The following is a 21064-nucleotide window of genomic DNA, read 5'->3' on the forward strand; positions in this document are numbered from 1 at the left end:
ATGAGCTACTTTTCAGATATCTATAATGGCATAAAAACCTTACTTACCGGCATGAGTGTTACCGGGAAGTATTTCTTAACATCGAGGAAAGGTGCTATTACCCAACAATATCCGGATAACAGGGAAACGCTTAAAATGTTTGATCGTTTTCGCGGTGAGGTGATAATGCCACATGATGAAAATAATGAACATCGATGTACAGGGTGTCAAAAATGTGAAATAGCCTGCCCTAATGGAACCATCGAAATCATTTGGGATAGAGGTATAGATGAGAATACCGGTAAAAAGAAAAAGAAAATCGATCAGTTTGTATATCATTTGAGCATGTGTACCATGTGTGGTCTATGCATAGATGTCTGCCCTACCGATGCTATAGAATGGGGTCAGAATTTTGAAAATTCGGTATACGACCGAACAGCTTTAACAAGAGTTTTAAACAATCCGGGATCGAAGTTACAGGCCGGTGTAGAAGATTAAATATGGAAAGAATTATTTTTTATTGTCTGGCAGCAGTCATAATTGTATTTGCGATTGCTTCCGTTACGAGCCGAAAAATGCTTCGATCTGTAATTTACCTTTCCTTTGTCCTGATCAGTATAGCAGGAATTTTCTTTTTAATAGATTATAATTTTCTGGCCGCAATTCAGCTAACAGTATATGCTGGTGGAATTGTTGTCCTGATTATTTTTTCTGTACTCCTGGTTCATCACATCGAAATGGAGTTGGAAATGGCCAAAACATCTCAAAAAATTTTGACTGCCATAGGATGTTTAACTGGTTTGAGTGTTTTCTTAACAGCCATATATTCCTTTGAGTTTAATGAGATAAACAATTCTCTCACGACCACAACAGAAGACATTGGTACCGGATTATTAAGCTACAAAGCAGGCGGATTTATATTGCCATTCGAAGTAATTAGTGTGCTTTTGTTGGCAGCAATGATTGGAGCAATAGTAATTGCCAAAGGGAAAAAATTAACCGAGAAAAATAATGATCCACAATGATAGAAGGAATAAGCATTTATGAAATTCTTACCATAACTTCTATACTGTTTTTTATAGGCGTATATGGCTTTATCACCAGAACTAATCTGATATCTATTTTGATTTCTGTGGAATTGATACTAAACGCCTCGGTGGTAAACTTCGTAATCATCAATAAATATTTGTTTCCGGAAGTTTTGCAAGGCGTCTATTTTTCAATTTTTATTATTGCCGTGGCAGCTGCAGAAACTGCTCTTGCGGTTTCTATAATTATTAGTCTTTACAGGCAGATTAGCTCAGTAGATGTCAAGGAAATTGAAACCATGAAATACTAACACGACCGAGTATGAATTTGAACTATGTCATTTTAATTCCCTTAATACCCCTGGCGGTGTTTTTGATTCTCGGACTTTTTTACAATCGAATAAAACCTGCTATCTCGGGATATATAGGTGTTTTAGGCTTAGTTATCTCCACCGGTTTATCCTTGTATTCGGCATATCAGTACTTCATTGTAATCGGAAAAACAGAAGGGATTTATCAAACTCTAGTGGAGAAAACAGTTTGGATGAACTTTGCTGAAACCCTTCATATTGATATGGGAATTCTTGTAGATCCCATTTCGGTCATGATGCTGATTGTTGTTTCTGTAGTTTCTTTAATGGTCCATATATATAGCAGGGGATATATGAAGGGAGATCCGGGCTACACCAAATACTTCGCTTTTTTATCTCTGTTCACATTTTCCATGTATGGCCTGGTCCTGGCAACCAATTTATTTCAAATCTATATCTTCTGGGAGCTCGTTGGTGTATCCTCATATTTATTAATAGGTTATTACTATACCAAGGAATCTGCCGTTGCGGCGGCTAAAAAGGCCTTTATTGTTACTCGTTTCGCAGATTTGGGTTTTCTAATTGGAATCCTGATTATTGGTTACTACACCGGTACATTTGATTTTGAAACTCTGAATAATCCTGAAGGAGCAAGTATTTTAAACTGGGCTTCATCTTCGTTTATGGGATTATCCATGTTAACCTGGGCCCTTATCCTGATCTTTATTGGCGGGGCAGGAAAATCTGCCATGTTTCCATTACATATTTGGTTACCCGATGCAATGGAAGGACCCACTCCGGTTTCGGCATTGATTCATGCCGCAACCATGGTTGTCGCAGGTGTTTATCTCGTTGCTCGTCTCTTCCCCATGTACTATTTTGTTGAGGAAGGCTACGCATTGAACATTGTAGCTTTCGTAGGTGCTTTTACCGCCCTTTTTGCAGCTGTAATCGCCATTACACAAACAGATATAAAAAGGGTACTGGCATTTTCAACAATGTCGCAATTAGGCTATATGATGATGTCACTGGGAGTCTCAGGATATGAAGGTCATGAAGGTTTGGGTTATATGGCATCTATGTTCCACCTTTTTACGCATGCCATGTTTAAAGCATTGTTATTTTTATGCGCAGGTTCGGTAATACATGCTATTCATAGTAATTTCTTAAAAGATATGGGAGGGTTGCGAAAATACATGCCCATAACAAATATTACGTTTTTAATAGCCGCTTTGGCCATAGCCGGAATACCGCCATTGGCAGGTTTTTGGAGTAAGGATGAAATTCTTGTAGCTGCTTTTGAACACAGTAAATTCATATATATAATTGGTCTATTTGTAGCCGGACTTACCGCATTTTACATTTTTAGAATCTATTTTGGGATATTTTGGGGAAAAGAAGGTAATTATCAACAAAAGCCTCATGAATCTCCGGGGTCAATGACCGCACCGCTCCTAGTATTAGCTTTTTTAAGTATAGCTGTTGGGTTTATTCCGTTTAGTGAATTCATCAGCCCGGATAAAGCAGGGTTTGAAACTCATATCAATTATCCATTAGCGGCCATAGCAGTAATTGCAGCACTGATTGGAATTGCTCTTTCGTGGCTATTTTATAAAAAGGAAAATACACTCGCCGATCAATTTGCAAATCGTTTAGGAGTGCTATTTACCTGGGCTTTTCATAAGTTCTATATGGATGAACTCTATCTTTTTGTCACTAAAAAAATACTATTCAATCTAATCGCAAGGTCTGCGGCGAGATTTGATAAAAAATATGTAGACGGGACAATGGTTGGAATAGGCAATCAAACCGTTAACACATCGGAGAAAATAAAAGGCTTACAGTCTGGTAAAGTTCAGGACTATGCCTTTGCTTTTATAGCCGGAGCTGTTATTCTTGCAATTTTATGCATCTATATATGGTCTTAATAAATGAATAATATGGATATCCTATCCCTTTTTATTGTAGTACCCGCCTTAACCGTTTTGGTTTTGATTTTTACCAAAAATCTAAAGCAAGCCCGAATTGTTGCCTTGGCAGGAAGTTTAGTACAGCTGGGCATGGCAATTAACCTTGTATTTTCTTACGTCAGAGAAAAAGAGGTAAACAATGCCATTATGGTCTTTACTAAAGATGTCATCTGGTTTAAAAACTTCAATATTCATTATAATATTGGCGTTGATGGTATTTCAGTTGCCTTGTTATTACTAACCGCAATTGTTGTATTGGCCGGGGTTTTTATTTCCTGGAAAATGGAAGATTTACCTAAGGAGTTCTTTATTTCACTAATTGTACTTTCCATTGGTGTTTACGGCTTCTTTATATCCATCGACCTCTTTACAATGTTCGTATTCTTTGAGATTGCGGTTATTCCAATGTACTTATTAATTGGTATCTGGGGTACCGGCCCGAAAGAGTTTTCTGCAATGAAGTTAACCTTGATGCTAATGGGTGCATCTGCAATTCTTTTGGTGGGGATATTGGGTATTTACTTTAATTCGAATTCAGACGGAGGTGCATTGACATTCAATATCCTGGAGATAGCGAAAGTGAACATTCCCTTTGAAGTTCAAAGATTGTTCTTCCCAATTACTTTTATCGGTTTTGCAGTAATAGGTGCATTATTTCCTTTCCATACCTGGTCTCCGGACGGTCATGCATCAGCACCAACCGCGGTTTCGATGTTACATGCCGGGGTACTTATGAAACTGGGAGGATATGGAGTTTTCAGGGTAGCTATTTTTTTATTGCCTGAAGGAGCTCTGCATTGGTCCTGGTTCTTTATTATTTTATCTGCATTTGGTGTAATCTATGGAGCCTTTGCGGCCATTAAGCAAACTGATTTGAAGTATATAAATGCCTATTCCTCCGTGAGCCATTTGGGGTTAGTCCTCTTCGCATTGCTCATGCTGAATAAAACAGCATGGAATGGCGCCATACTGCAATCGCTCTCACATGGTTTTATGACAGCTCTTTTCTTCGCTTTAATAGGAATGATATACGGGAGAACACATACCCGTGATGTCACCAAATTAGGAGGTTTGTTAAAAGTAATTCCTTTTATCTCTGCCGTTTATGTTATTGCCGGTTTAGCCTCCTTGGGTCTGCCCGGATTTAGCGGTTTTGTAGCCGAAATGAACATTTTCGTTGGTGCCTTCGAGCAGGAAGATATTTTCTATAGGATTGCAACCGTAATAGCCATTTCTGCAATTGTGGTAACCGCAGTATACATATTACGAGTGGTTGGTATTATGTTAATGGGACCAGTGAAAAATGATGCTTTTTTAAATCTTGAAAGGGTACGTTGGTACGAAAAACTGGGTATTTTGTTACTCTTATTACCAATAATTGCAATTGGCGTAGCGCCGTTATGGTTAAGTGAACTGATCCTACAAAGTCTGGATCCGTTTTTAAAAGGAGTGTTATAATTTGATTACTAAATAACCTAAAATGAATTTTAGCAACTTTTTATTAATGAGACAAGAAATTGCTTTACTGGCAATCATTCTGCTACTGCTTATCGCTGAGATTTTTATCCCCAAAAACAAAAAAGAAAGCATTATTCACCTTGCACTATTTTTATTTGGAATACATACTATTATAGGATTTTTTAATATTGATGAAAATAGTTTATTTGGCGGAATGTTTCGCACCAATAACCTCATTCATTTTTTCAAAAATATATTGAACCTGGGAGTTTTTATCCTCTTGCTGCAGTCTGCAGATTGGATAAAGGAAAAAATATTGAATCAGAATAAAGGTTCTGAATTCTTTATTTTATTGTTTTCCTCCTTGTTGGGTATCTACTTTATGATATCGGCAGGTGATTTTTTGATGTTCTATCTGGGGCTTGAATTATCCACATTGCCTGTGGCAGCCCTTGCAGCTTATGAAACTGCAAAAAGGATCTCGAGTGAATCAGGAATAAAATTAATCCTTTCGTCCGCACTGGCTTCCGGGGTTTCATTGTTCGGTATCTCCATGCTATATGCCACCAGCGGATCCATCTATTTCGATGAACTGTTACTCACCCTTAGCTCAAACCATTTATCACTACTAGGTATGGTATTGTTGTTTGCCGGAATAAGCTTCAAGATTTCGTTAGTTCCATTTCATTTTTGGACAGCAGACGTTTACGAAGGTGCACCTATTAGTATTGCGTCCTATCTATCAGTTATATCAAAAGGCGCCGCAGTTTTTATTTTAATGATCTTATTATTTACCGTATTACAACCCTTGGCTGACTTATGGGAAAAGATGATTTATTTCATTGCCATTGCAACGATGTTCATAGGTAATTTATTCGCATTAAGGCAGCAGAATATGAAGCGTTTCCTTGCATTTTCCTCTATTGCACAAGCAGGATTTATTCTACTGGGTTTAATAGCCGATTCACAATTAGGTACAGCTACCGTAGTCTATTTTGTACTGATCTACATATTTTCCAATTTAGCAGCCTTTGGGGTTGTACAGGCCATTTCCTTGCAAAGCGGTAAGGAGCGAATAAAGGATTACGAAGGTTTATACAGGACAAATCCTAATCTTAGTTTAGTGCTTATGCTCGCGCTATTTTCTTTAGCGGGTATCCCGCCGGTGGCAGGATTTTTTGGGAAATTTTTTCTCTTTACTGCTGCCGCTAGCGAAGGATACTACTTCCTCGTTTTCCTAGCTGTAGTAAATGTTACCATTTCATTGTATTATTATCTGCTGGTCGTAAGAGCTATGTTTCTAAGAAAAGGAGAAAATCCAATCCCTTTTTTCAGAAACAAAATTTATATGAGAATTGGATTGGTTATCACTGTAATTGGTATTTTGTTACTTGGTATATACAGCCCTTTATACGATTATATTTATGAATTAAGCAGTGTTTTTAATTAAAGGCTATGAGTTTAGGAGGCAAACATTTATTTGGTAGTATAGAAGATACAAGGGTGACATTTGTTGAAAAAAAAATAACTGCAGAACGCGTTGAATTTTTAAAAAAACTCCTGGAACATAACGGGTTTGAAGTTCTTATTCAGGAAGAAAAAAGGAAATCAGAAGAAGAACCGCAGTTGTATACCTTAGGCGTTACAGACATGGTCTTCAACCCTACGATATGGGTATACCAACGAAAACTTAAAACCTTTGACGGGCATAAGGTCACGCCTGATTACTGGAATCAACGTGCGGAAAATACACCCCCGCAGTATTGGAAAACACCGAAAGATCAATAACTGTTCATATCAAATAGGAGTATTTTTCACCAGGCTCAAAATCTGAATTTCATCGATTTTAACAGCAAATTAAGCGCCTATGGCAAGGTATTTGCTAACTTTACAGCGTAGAATCAAGGTGATGAAAAATCATTATTTACTTATATTATTTCTTTTTGCTTCTTTTTGCGTTAAGGCACAAACGGATTTTCCAAAAACCCAGCCTTTAAAAATAGAGGCGGATAAAAACTTGGATTTGAAGAACAGCCCCAATAATGGGACGGCTCTGAAAATGCCCTCATTGCTGGATTTTAATCCCAATGCAAGCATCAAAGAAACCAATTCTTCAAGAACAGTAAAAATGCTCCCCGAGAAGAAATTGAAACAAGCTGGTTTTGATTTGAAATTGGATACTAAAGTAGGAGAGCGTCAAAATGCCAACTCCAAGAAACACTTTGGTAATATGTATTTGGGTGATGTTAAAACTGGTGGAAAATTTATTGGCATAGTTTGTCGTGACCATGAATATGTTGATGGCGACCGCGTAAAGGTTTACGTAAATGGGGAAGTTGCTGAATACAACATTCTGCTTTCGAGCAGTTTTAAGGGACTAAATGTTGACCTTCAGGAAGGCTTTAACCGATTAGAATTCGAAGCCTTAAACCAGGGGTCTTCAGGGCCAAATACCGCACAAGTGAATGTATATGATGATAAAGGCGAGTTAATCCACTCTAACCAATGGCTCCTGTCTACGGGATCCAAAGCCTCTTTGATCGTTGTAAAATTCTAAAACTCACTCACCGGGATTATAGGTTGTCCTTGCTCTTTTAAGAACATCTTCTTTATAATAAGCTGCTTCTTTAAAATTAACTTTGGCATAAGGTAATGCCTGATCATCAAAATGAGGAGAATCGGGATCACCGCTCTGACCTCCTGCCAAAATTGTTTTGGCCTTCACTTTTGGCCCGAATTCTACAATGGCCACGAAACTATTTCCCCGCGTACCATAAATCTTTTTGGTATTATTGTGATATCGTGCTCCATATGCCGCCAATGCACCCCAACGTCCTGATGCAAAGCCAATGGGTATACTGGGTTTATTATCATCAAAGGCTTGTCTAATATCCCCGTTTAACCTCTGATACCTGTTAATTTCACCCCAGGGCATATTCCAACTCCCGAAATCATTCTCCAATTGTTTTAATACCTGCTTAAAAATAAATAAGCGTTCTTCCGGCGGAGAATCTGAACCAAAATATGACATCAATTCCATATCGCTCATCGGACTTGGTCGTTTTCCTTTTTTTCCATACAAAGTACCGTAGTAATGCGCCAGGGTCATGGCTACAGATTCTTCAGTAGTTCTATAATCCCAATTCCGAAGGATGGTTATAGCCTCTTCGAGTTCAGGAAATCCGGGTTCCAACTTATCACATGCGGAAACCAAACCAGGAATCAAGGCGGCGAAAGCTGGTAGATATGAATCGTGGGCCAGGGTAATAAGACTGTCTATGGTATACCCCGTCTTATTTTTTAATAAACTGATAGCGTGTATTCCCCGGAAATTTTCCCTGTCAACGGACATGTAATTGGGATAGTTTTTACGCTTTGGACTATATTCCAGAGATGCGGTAAAAGGCGTCGAATTACAATTTTGAATCCATCCGTTTTTGGGATTTAGCACAAGTATATTTTCATCTACCGTATGCAAACCTTTCCAGTCGGTAAGGGGATTACTGCCATCAACGGGTGCGCTGTAATCATATATGGTATCGCGAACCGGGATAAAGTTCCCATGAAAGTAGGCAATATTGCCGTCGGCATCGGCGTATACAGTATTATTCGACGAATTTGTTCGAATATCCATCATCTTGCGAAAGCCATCATAATCCTTTTGTTTTGTTCTGATATAGGACTGTTCCAACGCCTTTGGCGGTTCCCACATCATTGCCGTAGCAACGGGCGAGCCCTTTTCTCTATGTGTAATAGGTCCATGATGGGTTCGATAGATGGGAAATGTCTTTTCCTTAACCCCTTCCTTATCCTTATATTTCAGGACAATTTCAGATTGAATGACAGGGCGTAATTCCTTACCATATCTATAATATAGTTTACCTTCTTTCTCTTCAAATACCTCAATAAATTCATCCAATACATCGGTATACGTTGAGGTATGCATCCATCCTGTTTTTTCATTGAAACCCTGGTAGACAAAAAACTGCCCCCAGGTTACTGCGCCATAGGCGTTTAATCCTTCCTCACTTACAACATGTACTTCTCCCCTGAAATAAAAAGATGTATGCGGATTAATTAGTAACATGGCGTTACCACTTTTTGTTAAGTCTCCGGAGATGGCAATTCCGTTGGAACCCTGTGGTTCTAATTCTTCTTTACTCCTATTTTGTTTGGATTCCTCAGCTTTTCCAAATACAGCTCCTTTTTCATAAAAAGCACGAATTTTATCAGTACTGATTCGTTCAATATCCCCTCCTATTGAGCCCTCGCTAAAATACATGGGCATCCAGGGTTCAAATCTGGTTAATAGCTTAGGTTTCACCTCAGGATGGGTGTACAAATAGTAATTAATCCCATCAGCAAAGGCATTACAGAGTTCTTTTAACCATTGTGGGCTATTTTCATAATTCGCTAAAGCTTCTTCTTTGGTCATGAACATTTTGGCACGCAAATCACTGTAGAGCGCTTCCTTGCCTTCAATTTCTGCTAATCTTCCAATCGCTGATATATAATTTTGCTCTACCCGGTTAAAATCATCTTCACATTGTGCATACAACAGTCCAAATACCGCTTCGGAATCAGTTTTACCATAAATATGCGGTACGCCATAATCATCCCTTATGATGGTTACATTTTCCGCTTGTTCTTTCCACTGATCTAATTCTGATAGCTCCTGTTTACTTTTGCACGAAGTAAAACACAGTAATAATGTTAAAATGGCAAGGTACTTCATTGGCTGATTTATAGGGTTATTCCGGTATTTTAGTATGTCGAATCTGGAAAACAAATTCATCCTCAAACTTTTTTCAAAAACTGAGTTTTAAGTACAATCCGACTTTTACCAATTCGGCATTCCACTTCCTGTGGATTATTGGTAAGCCTGATATTTTTTATGATATTTCCTCGCTTAAGAGTTTTGGACATTCCTTTAATCTTCAGATCTTTTATGATATGAACATTGTCTCCGCTATCCAGAATATTTCCGTTACTGTCTTTTGATTCCATATAGCTATTTAATTCTCTGTGAAATTAAAAGTAATCAATCTTATATGCTAATTCTTCCTTAAATTATAATATGGGTCTGTTCTTTTATAGAATGGACGGCAATTTTGCTGTAAATTGCACCCTTTGACAAAGAATTAGAACAAATTTTCCAATGTCTGATAAAAGGGTAAGCATAATAAAAGCATTTAAAACTATAATTTGGCCAAGAAGGAATCTGGTTTTTATAGGTTTAGCCCTTATTATAGTTAGTAAGGCAGCTAGCTTTGTTGCTCCAATGTCTCTTAAATATTTAATGGATGATATTATTCCGAACAAAGACCTGGAATACCTAAAAATTCTCCTTGGTGTGGTCATTTTGGCCATTTTAATACAAGCTGTAACTTCATTTTTGTTGACCAAAATACTCAGTGTTCAGGCACAATATATGATCTCTGAATTACGGGCTCAGGTTCAAAAGAAAATTCTGTCTTTACCCATACGGTTTTTTGATAATACAAAATCCGGAGAATTAGTTTCCAGGATAATGACAGATGTAGAAGGGGTGCGTAATTTAATAGGAACCGGGTTAGTTCAATTAGTGGGTGGAACAATTACGGCCGTAGTATCCTTGATCCTTCTTCTTAATATAAGTCCCAGCATGACGATTTTTGCATTAATCCCCCTCGCTATTTTTGCAGTTATCGCACTAAAGGCATTTAAAATAATCAGGCCCATATTCCGCAATCGGGGAAAAATTAATGCAGAAGTTACAGGACGGCTTACAGAAACATTAGGAGGAATACGTGTAATTAAAGGCTTTAATGCAGAAACCCAGGAACATGGTGTTTTTGAAGAAGGCGTACTAAGGCTTTTTGAAAATGTAAAAAAGAGCCTTACCGCAACAGCCTTTATGACTAGCTCTTCAACTTTTTTATTGGGTGTCGCTACTACCGGAATAATGGGTTTGGGAGGTTATAAAATCATGATGGATGAACTCACAGTGGGCGAGTTCTTAACCTTTACCTTTCTGTTGGGTTTAATGATTGCCCCAATAGTGCAAATGAGTAATATTGGGAGTCAGCTTACAGAAGCGTTAGCAGGTCTTGACAGAACGGAAGAATTAATGAATATGGAACCTGAGGCCAATGAGGAAGTGCGAACAATGATGTTAAACGGAATTATCGGAGACATGGTGTTCGATAGTGTATCATTCGCCTATGAAGAAGAAAAAGAAGTGCTTCATGATATTAATTTCTCTGTAAAAGCAGGTACCGTTGTAGCACTTGTAGGCAGCTCCGGATCCGGGAAAAGTACCATTGCCGGCTTAGCTGCAAGCTTTTTAAACCCGCAAAGTGGAACTATTACCGTAGATGGTCACGATCTGTCTGAGGTTGATCTCAATAGTTTCAGAAAGCACCTTGGGGTTGTACTTCAGGATGATTTTTTATTTGAAGGAACCATAAGGGAAAATATATTATTTCCCAGACCTGATGCCAGTGAAGCTCAATTACAGGAAGCGGTTAACGCGGCCTATGTCAGTGAATTTACCGACCGTTTTGAAAAAGGATTAGATACGCTGATCGGTGAAAGGGGTATTAAATTATCAGGGGGGCAAAGACAGCGAATTGCAATCGCAAGAGCGGTATTAGCCGATCCGAGAATATTAATTTTGGATGAAGCTACCTCCAATCTCGACACAGAAAGCGAAGCTTTAATCCAAAAAAGTTTATCGCATCTTACTGAAGGAAGAACAACATTTGTAATTGCACACAGATTGAGTACGATCAGGAAAGCGGATCAGATTTTAGTAATTGAGAATGGCCGTATTGCCGAGCAAGGCACTCATGACTCCCTCATTGCTAAAGAAGGCAGGTATTATAATTTATTTACTTATCAGGCAAGAATTTAAGCAGCTGTTCGAACTAAAACATATTACAGTCTTAGTCAAGGTATATATCAAGCAATATTGATCACTTTTTCGATTTGGGGGGCATGTTTTTTAATTGTCATCTCCACCCCGCTCTTCAATGTCATTTGATTAACGCTGCACCCTACACAGTTACCTTCCAGTTTAACCGTAACTAGTTTGTCATTATCAATAGCTACCAACGAAATGTCTCCCCCATCACTTTGTAAAAAAGGACGAATTTCATCCAAAGCTTTTTCAACTGTTATTTTGAGTTCCTCAGATGTCATAGTCATTTCTTTTTAACTGCGGCACAGCCAGCCATTGTCGTTATCTTTATCGCTTCAGTAGGTGGTAAACTCTTATTTCTTGATACAACTTCCTGAACCACATTTTTAGTAAGTTCTTCAAACGCTTTTTCTACAGGAGTTGCAGTTTGTAGTGCTGCAGGCCTGCCAACATCACCAGCTTCACGTATGCTTTGAACCAATGGTATTTCTCCCAAAAATGGGACTTTCAGATCAGCAGCCAGGTTTCTTGCCCCGGCTTTACCAAAAATATAGTATTTATTATCCGGTAACTCTTCGGGTGTAAAGTAAGCCATGTTCTCAACAATGCCCAAAACAGGTACATTTATCGCTTCCTGTTGAAACATGGCAACACCTTTCCGAGCATCCGCTAAAGCAACTTCCTGAGGTGTACTCACAACTACGGCTCCGGTTACAGGCAGTGACTGCATAATACTTAAATGAATATCGCCTGTTCCAGGAGGTAAGTCAACTAACATAAAATCCAATTCTTCCCAATGGGCATCAAAGATCATTTGATTTAAAGCTTTTGAAGCCATCGGCCCTCTCCATATCACTGCCTGATTGGGTTGTGTGAAAAATCCGATGGATAAAAGCTTTACCCCAAAGTTTTCGATAGGCAACATTTTTGATTTTCCATTCACATTTGTTGCCAGGGGTTTATCCTCAGTCACATCAAACATAATAGGCATTGATGGGCCGTAGATATCCGCATCCAGCAGGCCAACTTTAAAACCCATTTTTGCCAAGGTGACAGCCAAATTAGCCGTTACAGTAGATTTTCCTACACCGCCTTTCCCTGAAGCAACCGCAATTATATTCTGTATTCCAGGTATTGGTTTTCCCTTAATTTCATTGACTTTAGGTTTAACAGGGGCATCAACTTTTATATTTATCGTAATCTTGGCTTTTTCATAAACCTCCCGGTGTATTGCTTTTAAAATCTCTACTTCGGTTTTCTTCTTTGCCTGCAGGCTTGGATTGTTGATCGTAATATCAATTACAACTTCATCTCCAAAAACCTGGATATTATTTATCGCACCACTTTCAACCATATTCATCCCTTCACCAGGAACTGTAATAGATTCAAGGGCTTTTAAAATTTCTTTCTTATCCAACCTCATGGGCATTAGTATTTATAACTTTATGTAAAATCATTCTAAACAACAAAGATAGGTCATAGGTGCCAAACAATAAAGTTGTGGCATTGAAAAGACCAATGGGCATATAGATTTGGTAAATGCGGGTAACTCCTAATATAGACCCTCGGGGAATGTAATATTTTTAATTTTCATACGGCAGTTCTTTGGCAGGGTCCCAAAAGTATTTTTCTAAATCCACAATTTGATTATCACGTATTTCCAGGCCTTCATTTTCTAATAATTGCTGCATTAAATTGGTTCCGTCAAAGTGGTGTTTACCCGTTAACAAGCCCTTTCTGTTAACTACTCTATGAGCAGGAACTCCTTCCATTTTTCCAGCACCATTCATTGCCCAACCGACCATTCTGGCGCTTCTGGCAGCTCCCAAATATCTGGCAATTGCTCCATAAGAAGTAACTCTTCCGTATGGTATTTGCTTAGATACCTCATAAACTTTTTGAAAGAAATTTTTATTTTCAGGTTTCATATTATTTATAAAATATTCTGAAAATGGTAATTACTAATAAGATCAGCATCAGAGCACTAAGAATGTAATTCGAATTTTTTGAAAATCGATCGGTCCTGGCTTCCAACTTATAGAAGTAAACCGTATATAAATACAGAACGGTAAAAGTACCACTGCCAGCCGCTATAATAAAAGTAAGTATATCCCAAATTTCAAATTTAATCCAGCCCGAGGCCTTCCACATGGCATGGAGACCACTATAATAGGGAATGGTAAGTAAATTAACGGCTGCAAGGAGCATCCCTTTAAAGTAACTATTCCTTTTACTCACCTTTACTATTTTTATCTTTTTCGCTTTTTCACGTTTAGCTGAAATAAAAAAATAAAGTGCGAAAAATGTAAAAACACCAAGCGCAATCTTAAGAAGTAGATCAATAATTTCAGGATGTCTGTACAAAAACTTTGAAATGAGCACTGCAATGTAGGCTTGCATCATTATCATTGTTGCAACGCCCAGGCTAAACATAATTCCGTTCAGCTTCCCTTTCTTGACACTTGTTTGAGCTGCATTCATATTGAGCAATCCGGGTGGTACAGTTGCCATAAAAGCAGCCGAAAATGTTACAAAAAAAAGTATGATCAGATGTGCCATTGGTTATTTGACAGTAAACTTAAGGTACGTAATAGGTTTTCCTTTTTCAAGATACTGCTTTTCATAGAAAGTCTGAATGTCGATAACTTCTTTTGGACTTCCTTCATTCCTGTAAATATCATGATTGGCATATAGAATTTCACCGCCTAAACCGTGTAATAATCCCAGGGTGTACCCATGCATAAATTCACTATCCGTTTTTAAGTGGATTATTCCATTCTTCTTTAATATAAACTTATATTTATCCAGAAAGGCACGGTTTGTTAGTCTGTGTTTTGTCCTTTTATATTTAATTTGCGGATCTGGAAATGTTATCCAGATTTCATCTATCTCATTCTCGTCAAAGATTAAATCTATAAGCTCTATCTGTGTCCTAAGAAAGGCAACATTCTTTATATTCTCTTCTTCAACTGTTTTTGCACCCCTCCACAGCCTGGCACCTTTTATATCAATCCCAATAAAATTACTGGAAGTCTGCAACTTTGCAAGACCAATGGTGTACTCTCCTTTTCCACAACCAAGTTCTAAAACTATTGGATTGTCATTATTAAAAAAAGTCTTCCAATTTCCTTTTAAAGCAAATTGGCCTTTGACAATCTCATCTCTGACCGGTTGAATTACATGGCTGAACGATTCGTTTTGTTTAAATCGCTTGAGTTTATTTTTACTTCCCAAAATGAAAAGGATTATTTTGTTTCAGCAAAACTAAGAATTTCTTATGGAGTCTGTGGTTGAGCTTCCTTAATACGAGCCTTTTCTAAAGTAAACGAAAATTCAGATCCTACATCCTCCACACTTTCAACATATATTTTTTCGCCATGGGCTTCAATGATGTGTTTTACAATAGATAAACCCAACCCGGAACCCCCTTCTTTTCGGCTACCACTTTTATCTACCCGGTAAAATCTCTCAAAAAGTCTTGGAATATGTTCATCAGGAATGCCCTCCCCATTATCAGTAACTCTCACGATAACCTTATTCCTGATTAGATTTTCCACACTTACTTCTGTCGTTCCGTCAGGATGACCATATTTTATTGAATTCACAATTAAGTTGGACAAAACTTGCTGTATCTTGTCCCTGTCTGCCTTAACGTAGATTGGAGTTTCATAATTCATATCAAAAGTGAGGGAGATATTTTTTTTTCCCGCTTTGATCTCTAAAAGTTCAAAAACACTTTTAATCAGTTCAATAATATCAAAGTCGCTCAATTCTAAATTAAGATCTCCAACTTCCAGTTTTGTAATTAAATCAAGATCCTTGATGATGTAGATCAGGCGTTCAACTCCTTTTTTGGCTCGCTGCAAATATTTTTTCCTTACCGTCTTATCCTCCATTGCTCCATCGAGAAGTGTAAGGATATAGCCCTGTACCGTAAATAATGGAGTCTTGAGTTCATGAGATATATTTCCCAAAAAGTCCTTTCGGTACTCCTCACGAATCTTAAGTGTATCTATTTCAATTTTCTTATCCTGGGCAAATTTTTCAATCTCAGCGGTCAATGTTTTCATATCTGTTGTTACAGGATCAATAGTAAAGGAGGAGGATTCCAGCAAAGAAACATCATCATATATCTTTTTAATCCTGCGATAAATATATTTTTCAACACGGATCTGAATAACAACAAAAGATAGTACAAAAATAAATGTGATAAGAAGCAAGAACAATAACAAGGAATCGCTTAGCTGCTTTTTAGAGAACAAAAAAACACCAATGGATAGTGCTAAAATAGCAGTAATTATTAGCGATGAACGGAATGCAAATTTATAAGACTTTTTGAGCTTCGTAGCCATTACAATACAAACTTATAGCCAACGCCTTTTACGGTTTTAAAATGATCCTCCCCAATTTTTTCGCGTAATTTTCTAATGTGCACATCAATCGTTCTTCCCCCTACAACAACCTCCTGTCCCCATACCTTGTCCAATATTACTTCACGCTTAAATACTTTATCTGGTTTTGAAGCCAACAAGGCCAATAGCTCAAATTCCTTCCTCGGTAAAATAACTTCATTCCCATCGTTGATTACTTTGTATTCTTCGCGGTTAATTTCAATATGACCAACTTTCAACACATCTTCATGCTGATTCTTGTCCTCATTTAGCCGTCTCAACAAGGCCTTAATCTTACTCACCAATACTTTTGGCTTTATTGGTTTGGTTATATAATCATCCGCCCCGGCATCAAAACCTGCTACCTGAGAATAATCCTCTCCGCGGGCAGTTAAAAATGTAATTAAAGTGTTTTCTAATCCTTTGGTGTTTCGAATAACTTCACAAGTTTCAATTCCATCCATTTCCGGCATCATGACATCTAATATTATCAAATGCGGAGTTTTCTTCTTTGCCTTTTCCACTCCCTCTTTTCCATTCTTGGCAGTAAAAACCTGATATCCCTGAGAAACGAGATTATATTTGAGAATTTCCAAAATATCGGGCTCATCATCTACCAGTAAAATTTTAATATCTTGTTTCTTCATGCTTATATAATTAGATCCTTTTGACCAAAAATAAAGATAATACTGATGCTTTAATTACTTCACATTGAATTAATGACAATTAATTAACAATGGAACTATAAAACAGGCTTGTTTAGCCGAAATTTATCGAAAATAATGCGACCTCCTGGTGCATTTTGTCGAATTTAACGCAATTTGCAATTTACTGGGGTATTGTAGACTGCTAAAATTTTTATATTTGTCATAACCAGTTTGTTGAAGAGTGTTTATGAAGCAATTTTACATCGTTTTTTTATTTCTTTTTATCTCCCTTAGCTATGGACAAGAAGCACAACATTCTGGTGGTGAAATAGAAGGTTTTGAACTCTATCCTAATCCTGTGACTACAGGAAAAGTTTATATACAAACTACCCTTAATGCCCCGAAAAGAATACTGATCTTCGATGTTTTTGGCACCCAACGACTAGAGACAACAATTCTGAGAAAAGAGTTGAATGTGTCAGATTTAGTGGCTGGGGTATATGTACTCCGTGTGTATGAAAAAGACAAGGTGGCTACCAGGAAATTGATAATAAAATAGAGCTGCTAGCTCAGACGTTCGTTGTTCATTCCTTGTAAATAAAAATTATTTATCATCGATGAAAGGTTTCTTTTTATCGATGAAAGTTAGATCTGGTTGTATTAACCTACAAAAATTTAGCTTTCACAACAATTTCTGTCAGGAGAAAGGGTAATATCATATATTTACTTTGTTGATCCCAAATCAATATTAATGCGTAAAGCCTACTTTTTCCTTTTACTGATCTTTACTTTAGTTCTTTCCGGACAGGAAAAGAAACAGGCTCTTGATGAAAAGAAACAAGAGTCTCCAACGTTTACGTTATATCCTAATCCGGCCACGGAAGGTGTAGTTTACATTAAAACTTCAAATAAAAATTCCAAAGATGTTGCAGTTTATGATGTCTTTGGGAAAATAGTACTTCGTGACAGGATTTCTACTGATATGTTGAATATAGGTAGACTTTCTCCGGGGGTTTATGTAATTCAGGTTAAAGAAAATTCCGTAACAATGACCAGAAAATTGGTTGTTAAGTAAAATTCGAGAAGATATCCAATTTTGTGCTCCGCGAAGGAGCCTTTTTTATTTTAGCTATTTTTGTAGGCGTAAAGAAGTATGGATATAAATAGAATTTTTGAGATAAAGACTTCATCTCAGTTCGATAATCTGGCTTTGGAAATTTTTAATTTTCAATATGATAACATTGCTATTTATAAGGAGTTTTGCAATTATTTTGGTAAATCTAAATCCAATGTCAAAACAATAGAAGAAATTCCATATCTACCTATTGAATTTTTTAAATCCAAAAAAATATTACATAAAAAATTTAAGCCACAGATCGTGTTTAAAAGTAGTGGCACAACCGGACAACAGCTAAGTAAACACTATGTGGCAAAGTCTGCGATTTATGAAAAAAGTTATTTAAAAACCTTTGAACAATTCTATGGAAATATAGAAGATTTTTGTGTGTTGGCATTATTACCATCTTATATGGAACGCAAGAACTCGTCCCTTATCTATATGGTGAAGGATTTAATAATGAAAAGCAGGAATAAGGATAGTGGATTTTACCTTGACGATATCGAAGGCTTGTTGAAATCACTTAAGGAACTGGATCAATCTAATCAGAAAAGTATTTTAATAGGTGTCTCTTATGCCTTACTTGAAATTTCTGAACACTATTCCATGAATCTTAAAAATACAATTATCATGGAGACCGGTGGAATGAAAGGCAGGCGAAAAGAAATAGTGCGCAAGGAGTTGCATAGTCTCTTAACTAATAGCTTTGGGGTAAATACAATTCACTCGGAATATGGCATGACGGAATTACTATCTCAGGCGTATTCCCGCGGTAATGGAATTTTCCAATGCCCTCCATGGATGTCAGTATCTATTCGTGAAACTGAAGATCCATTGACCAGAGAAAGTTTTGGCAGAATCGGGGGTATAAATATAATAGATCTGGCCAATATGTATTCTTGTTCATTTATTGCTACCCAGGATCTGGGCAGGGTATATAAAGATGGGAGTTTTGAAGTCTTAGGCAGATTTGATCATTCAGACGTTCGTGGTTGCAATTTAATGGTACTTTAATAGCGAATAAACTCGCCTGAATTCCCATCTTATTTATTGGGACTTTCTGTCCCCATCAATTTATCCCAAAAGGTAAAGTACAATCCAAAATTACACCTGAACTTTCTATGGTGCTGATCATGATGAGTTGCCCCTATAACCCATTTCCCAAAACTACTTCCATATTTACCGGAGGGGTATATTTCTACACCGGCATGATTAATAGTCGCGGAAATAGTCATGATTAAAAGCATGAATAACAGTGCGTAATAGTGCATTGGTAAAAACACCACTATTAAAGGAAGAATAATTGCCTGCAGAACGGTCTCCAGGGGGTGAAAAGAAAAAGCGGTCAGTACCGAAGTGTGTACACTTTTGTGATGAATTCTATGAAAATACTTATAAACGATTGGGATATGCATCCAACGATGTATCCAATAATAATAAGTGTCCTGAATAAACAGCGCTAAGAAAACACTAAGGGGTATATACCAAATTGGATAGGCATTGATATCATCGTATATAACCGTTTTGCCATTTGACCAAAGTGCATAAATAAAGATTCCAAAGATTGCGAAAATCAATCCGCTGATTGCTGACCAATACAATTCTTTAAATAACTGTTTTTTCTTAAGAGGGGTATGATCTAATATTCGATTATCGAATTTCTTCCTAAATAAAAAGAAAAATATGTAATGGTATAATCCCGAAACAATTAAAAAACGAATAAATATGATCACAAACAAAAGTACAGTTAGAACCAATACCGCTTTAAAATCTAAAAAATCAATTTTCTCCATTTATGTTGCGAAAATAAAATCTGCTTGTTGAATTATTCGAATAGCTTTATCAATTTCCTTTATTGACAATTTATGCCGTAACCACGAGGATAAAGTAATTCTTTTTTCCCCTTTGAAGTAAAACATACTTTTTATTAATCAAATCATCTTCGGTTATCAAATAGTCTTCTTTAACCTTTTCCTTATTTACTGATATAGCATTTTGCTTTAGCTCCCTCCTGGCTTCTCCATTTGAACTTAAAAATCCGGTTTTGGCAGCTAATGCCGCCACCATATCTAATCCGTTTTCCATTTCAGCCTTGGAAATTTGAGTTTGTGGTACTCCATCAAAAACATCTAAAAAAGTTGTTTCATCCAGGAGTTTAAGGTCTGTTGAGGTAGATTTACCGAAAAGAATTGAGCTTGCTCTTACAGCATTTTCATATTCCTCTTTGGAATGAACCATAATAGAAATTTCCTTTGCAAGGCGTTTTTGTACTACCCTTAAATGAGGTGCTTCGGCGTGTTCAATAATCAAATTTTCAATCTCCTCCTGAGATAAGAAAGTAAAGATTTTAATATATTTTTCAGCATCTTCATCAGACGTATTTAACCAATATTGGTAAAATTTATATGGTGATGTCCTGTGGGCATCCAGCCATATATTCCCCCCTTCTGTTTTGCCAAATTTAGTTCCATCTGCTTTTGTAATAAGGGGACAGGTCAGCGCATATCCTTTACCTCCACCAATTCTGCGGATGAGTTCGGTGCCCGTTGTAATATTTCCCCACTGATCACTCCCACCCATTTGAAGCGTGCAATTATACTTTTGAAAGAGATGTAAAAAGTCATATCCCTGAACCAGCTGGTAGGTAAATTCGGTAAAGGACATTCCTTCCTTTTCATCAGGCGACAATCTTTTCTTTACCGATTCTTTGGCCATCATATAGTTCACCGTAATATGTTTGCCAACATCCCGAATAAAATCAAGAAACGTAAACCCTTTCATCCAGTCATAGTTATTCACCAATACTGCCGAATTTTCGCTGTCACTTTCAAAGTCCAGAAAACGCGATAACTGCTCTCTGATCGCCTCCTGATTAAGTCTTAGCGTGGTTTCATCCAATAAATTTCTCTCCTTTGATTTCCCCGAAGGATCTCCAATCATACCCGTTGCACCCCCAATAAGAGCATATGGCTTATGACCTGCCAATTGAAAATGTCTTAGCATCATTACACTTACCAAATGACCAATATGGAGCGAGTTGGCAGTTGGATCGATTCCTACATATGCCGATTGCATCCCGGTTAATAAATGTTCTTCAGTCCCGGGCATTACATCGTGCAACATCCCTCTCCATTTTAGTTCAGAAACAAAGTTAAAATTCATCTTGTGATCTATTAAAATAGTTGCTGCAAATATAATAGAAATAGCAAGCAGCTTATCCCTTTAAACAAATATATCCAATCGAAATGAGTAAATTAGGCCC

General features: G+C 37.3%; 23 protein-coding genes. 12 read left to right on the plus strand and 11 right to left on the minus strand.

The window, feature by feature from the left end; translation table 11 throughout:
* The 8 genes from Q0X77_RS03300 to Q0X77_RS03335 all read left to right on the plus strand — a co-directional run bounded on the left by Q0X77_RS03300 (position 1) and on the right by Q0X77_RS03335 (position 7303).
* On the plus strand, positions 1-477 hold the full coding sequence (locus tag Q0X77_RS03300) for a 4Fe-4S binding protein (RefSeq protein WP_297792958.1): 477 nt from the start codon (positions 1-3) through the stop codon (positions 475-477).
* Positions 478-479: 2 nt separating this feature from the next.
* Complete coding sequence (locus tag Q0X77_RS03305; RefSeq protein ID WP_297792960.1) at positions 480-1004, plus strand: NADH-quinone oxidoreductase subunit J; 525 nt, start codon at positions 480-482, stop codon at positions 1002-1004.
* Entirely contained in the window at positions 1001-1318 is a 318-nt protein-coding gene (gene nuoK / locus Q0X77_RS03310) for an NADH-quinone oxidoreductase subunit NuoK (RefSeq protein WP_297792962.1), read from the plus strand. Before Q0X77_RS03305 ends, nuoK begins: the two co-directional genes overlap by 4 nt.
* 11 nt (positions 1319-1329) lie before the next feature.
* The gene (gene nuoL, locus Q0X77_RS03315; RefSeq protein ID WP_297792964.1) at positions 1330-3246 is read left to right on the plus strand and encodes an NADH-quinone oxidoreductase subunit L; all 1917 of its coding nucleotides are present in this window, start codon (positions 1330-1332) and stop codon (positions 3244-3246) included.
* Positions 3247-3258: 12 nt separating this feature from the next.
* A complete protein-coding gene (locus tag Q0X77_RS03320) occupies positions 3259-4746 on the plus strand; it encodes a NuoM family protein (RefSeq protein ID WP_297792967.1) in 1488 nt (495 codons plus the stop codon).
* A 46-nt stretch (positions 4747-4792) separates the two neighbouring features.
* A complete protein-coding gene (locus tag Q0X77_RS03325; protein ID WP_297792970.1) occupies positions 4793-6196 on the plus strand; it encodes an NADH-quinone oxidoreductase subunit N in 1404 nt (467 codons plus the stop codon).
* A gap of 5 nt (positions 6197-6201) precedes the next feature.
* Positions 6202-6534, plus strand: a complete 333-nt coding sequence (locus tag Q0X77_RS03330) for a hypothetical protein (RefSeq protein WP_297792972.1) — start codon at positions 6202-6204, stop codon at positions 6532-6534.
* Between the two features lie 79 nt (positions 6535-6613).
* Positions 6614-7303, plus strand: a complete 690-nt coding sequence (locus tag Q0X77_RS03335; RefSeq protein ID WP_297792974.1) for a hypothetical protein — start codon at positions 6614-6616, stop codon at positions 7301-7303.
* A 3-nt stretch (positions 7304-7306) separates the two neighbouring features.
* Here the strand turns inward: Q0X77_RS03335 and Q0X77_RS03340 are convergent, their stop codons facing one another.
* Both Q0X77_RS03340 and Q0X77_RS03345 read right to left on the minus strand, forming a co-directional pair.
* Positions 7307-9481 carry an acylase gene (locus Q0X77_RS03340; protein WP_297793075.1) on the minus strand — a complete coding sequence of 725 codons (2175 nt, stop codon included), beginning with the start codon at positions 9479-9481 and terminating at the stop codon, positions 7307-7309.
* A 62-nt stretch (positions 9482-9543) separates the two neighbouring features.
* Positions 9544-9753, minus strand: coding sequence for an alkylphosphonate utilization protein (locus Q0X77_RS03345; RefSeq protein ID WP_297792976.1), 210 nt, complete (start codon positions 9751-9753; stop codon positions 9544-9546).
* Positions 9754-9904: 151 nt separating this feature from the next.
* Between Q0X77_RS03345 and Q0X77_RS03350 the strand changes: the two genes are divergently transcribed.
* On the plus strand, positions 9905-11641 hold the full coding sequence (locus tag Q0X77_RS03350) for an ABC transporter ATP-binding protein (protein WP_297792978.1): 1737 nt from the start codon (positions 9905-9907) through the stop codon (positions 11639-11641).
* Positions 11642-11688: 47 nt separating this feature from the next.
* On the opposite strand, the gene Q0X77_RS03355 is transcribed toward Q0X77_RS03350, so the two are convergent.
* From Q0X77_RS03355 to Q0X77_RS03385, 7 genes are all read right to left on the minus strand, one after another.
* Positions 11689-11928 carry a NifU family protein gene (locus tag Q0X77_RS03355; protein ID WP_297792979.1) on the minus strand — a complete coding sequence of 80 codons (240 nt, stop codon included), beginning with the start codon at positions 11926-11928 and terminating at the stop codon, positions 11689-11691.
* A 2-nt stretch (positions 11929-11930) separates the two neighbouring features.
* The gene (locus Q0X77_RS03360; protein WP_297792981.1) at positions 11931-13070 is read right to left on the minus strand and encodes an Mrp/NBP35 family ATP-binding protein; all 1140 of its coding nucleotides are present in this window, start codon (positions 13068-13070) and stop codon (positions 11931-11933) included.
* 160 nt (positions 13071-13230) lie between these two features.
* Positions 13231-13575, minus strand: a complete 345-nt coding sequence (locus Q0X77_RS03365; RefSeq protein ID WP_297792984.1) for an MGMT family protein — start codon at positions 13573-13575, stop codon at positions 13231-13233.
* Position 13576: 1 nt separating this feature from the next.
* Positions 13577-14206 (minus strand): LysE family transporter, encoded by a 630-nt coding sequence (locus Q0X77_RS03370; protein ID WP_297792986.1) that lies wholly within the window; start codon positions 14204-14206, stop codon positions 13577-13579.
* A gap of 3 nt (positions 14207-14209) precedes the next feature.
* Entirely contained in the window at positions 14210-14881 is a 672-nt protein-coding gene (gene trmB / locus Q0X77_RS03375; protein WP_297792989.1) for a tRNA (guanosine(46)-N7)-methyltransferase TrmB, read from the minus strand.
* A gap of 41 nt (positions 14882-14922) precedes the next feature.
* Positions 14923-15999 (minus strand): ATP-binding protein, encoded by a 1077-nt coding sequence (locus Q0X77_RS03380; protein WP_297792992.1) that lies wholly within the window; start codon positions 15997-15999, stop codon positions 14923-14925.
* Positions 15999-16685, minus strand: a complete 687-nt coding sequence (locus Q0X77_RS03385) for a response regulator transcription factor (protein WP_297792995.1) — start codon at positions 16683-16685, stop codon at positions 15999-16001. The genes Q0X77_RS03380 and Q0X77_RS03385 overlap by 1 nt, the downstream gene beginning before the upstream one ends.
* Positions 16686-16932: 247 nt before the next feature.
* Here Q0X77_RS03385 and Q0X77_RS03390 point away from each other — a divergent pair, with 247 nt between their 5' ends.
* The 3 genes from Q0X77_RS03390 (at position 16933) to Q0X77_RS03400 (ending at position 18816) form a co-directional block, all read left to right on the plus strand.
* Positions 16933-17244 carry a T9SS type A sorting domain-containing protein gene (locus Q0X77_RS03390; protein WP_297793001.1) on the plus strand — a complete coding sequence of 104 codons (312 nt, stop codon included), beginning with the start codon at positions 16933-16935 and terminating at the stop codon, positions 17242-17244.
* 192 nt (positions 17245-17436) lie between these two features.
* Positions 17437-17760, plus strand: a complete 324-nt coding sequence (locus Q0X77_RS03395; RefSeq protein ID WP_297793004.1) for a T9SS type A sorting domain-containing protein — start codon at positions 17437-17439, stop codon at positions 17758-17760.
* 78 nt (positions 17761-17838) lie between these two features.
* On the plus strand, positions 17839-18816 hold the full coding sequence (locus tag Q0X77_RS03400) for an acyl transferase (protein ID WP_297793007.1): 978 nt from the start codon (positions 17839-17841) through the stop codon (positions 18814-18816).
* Positions 18817-18845: 29 nt separating this feature from the next.
* Here Q0X77_RS03400 and Q0X77_RS03405 read toward each other — a convergent pair whose 3' ends face one another.
* Positions 18846-19595: a sterol desaturase family protein gene (locus Q0X77_RS03405; protein WP_297793010.1), complete on the minus strand. Its 750-nt coding sequence runs from the start codon at positions 19593-19595 to the stop codon at positions 18846-18848.
* A 70-nt stretch (positions 19596-19665) separates the two neighbouring features.
* Positions 19666-20964 (minus strand): tyrosine--tRNA ligase, encoded by a 1299-nt coding sequence (tyrS, locus tag Q0X77_RS03410; RefSeq protein WP_297793013.1) that lies wholly within the window; start codon positions 20962-20964, stop codon positions 19666-19668.
* Positions 20965-21064: the final 100 nt, after the last annotated feature.

It is taken from the genome of uncultured Eudoraea sp., assembly GCF_947258925.1.
GTDB lineage: Bacteria > Bacteroidota > Bacteroidia > Flavobacteriales > Flavobacteriaceae > Eudoraea.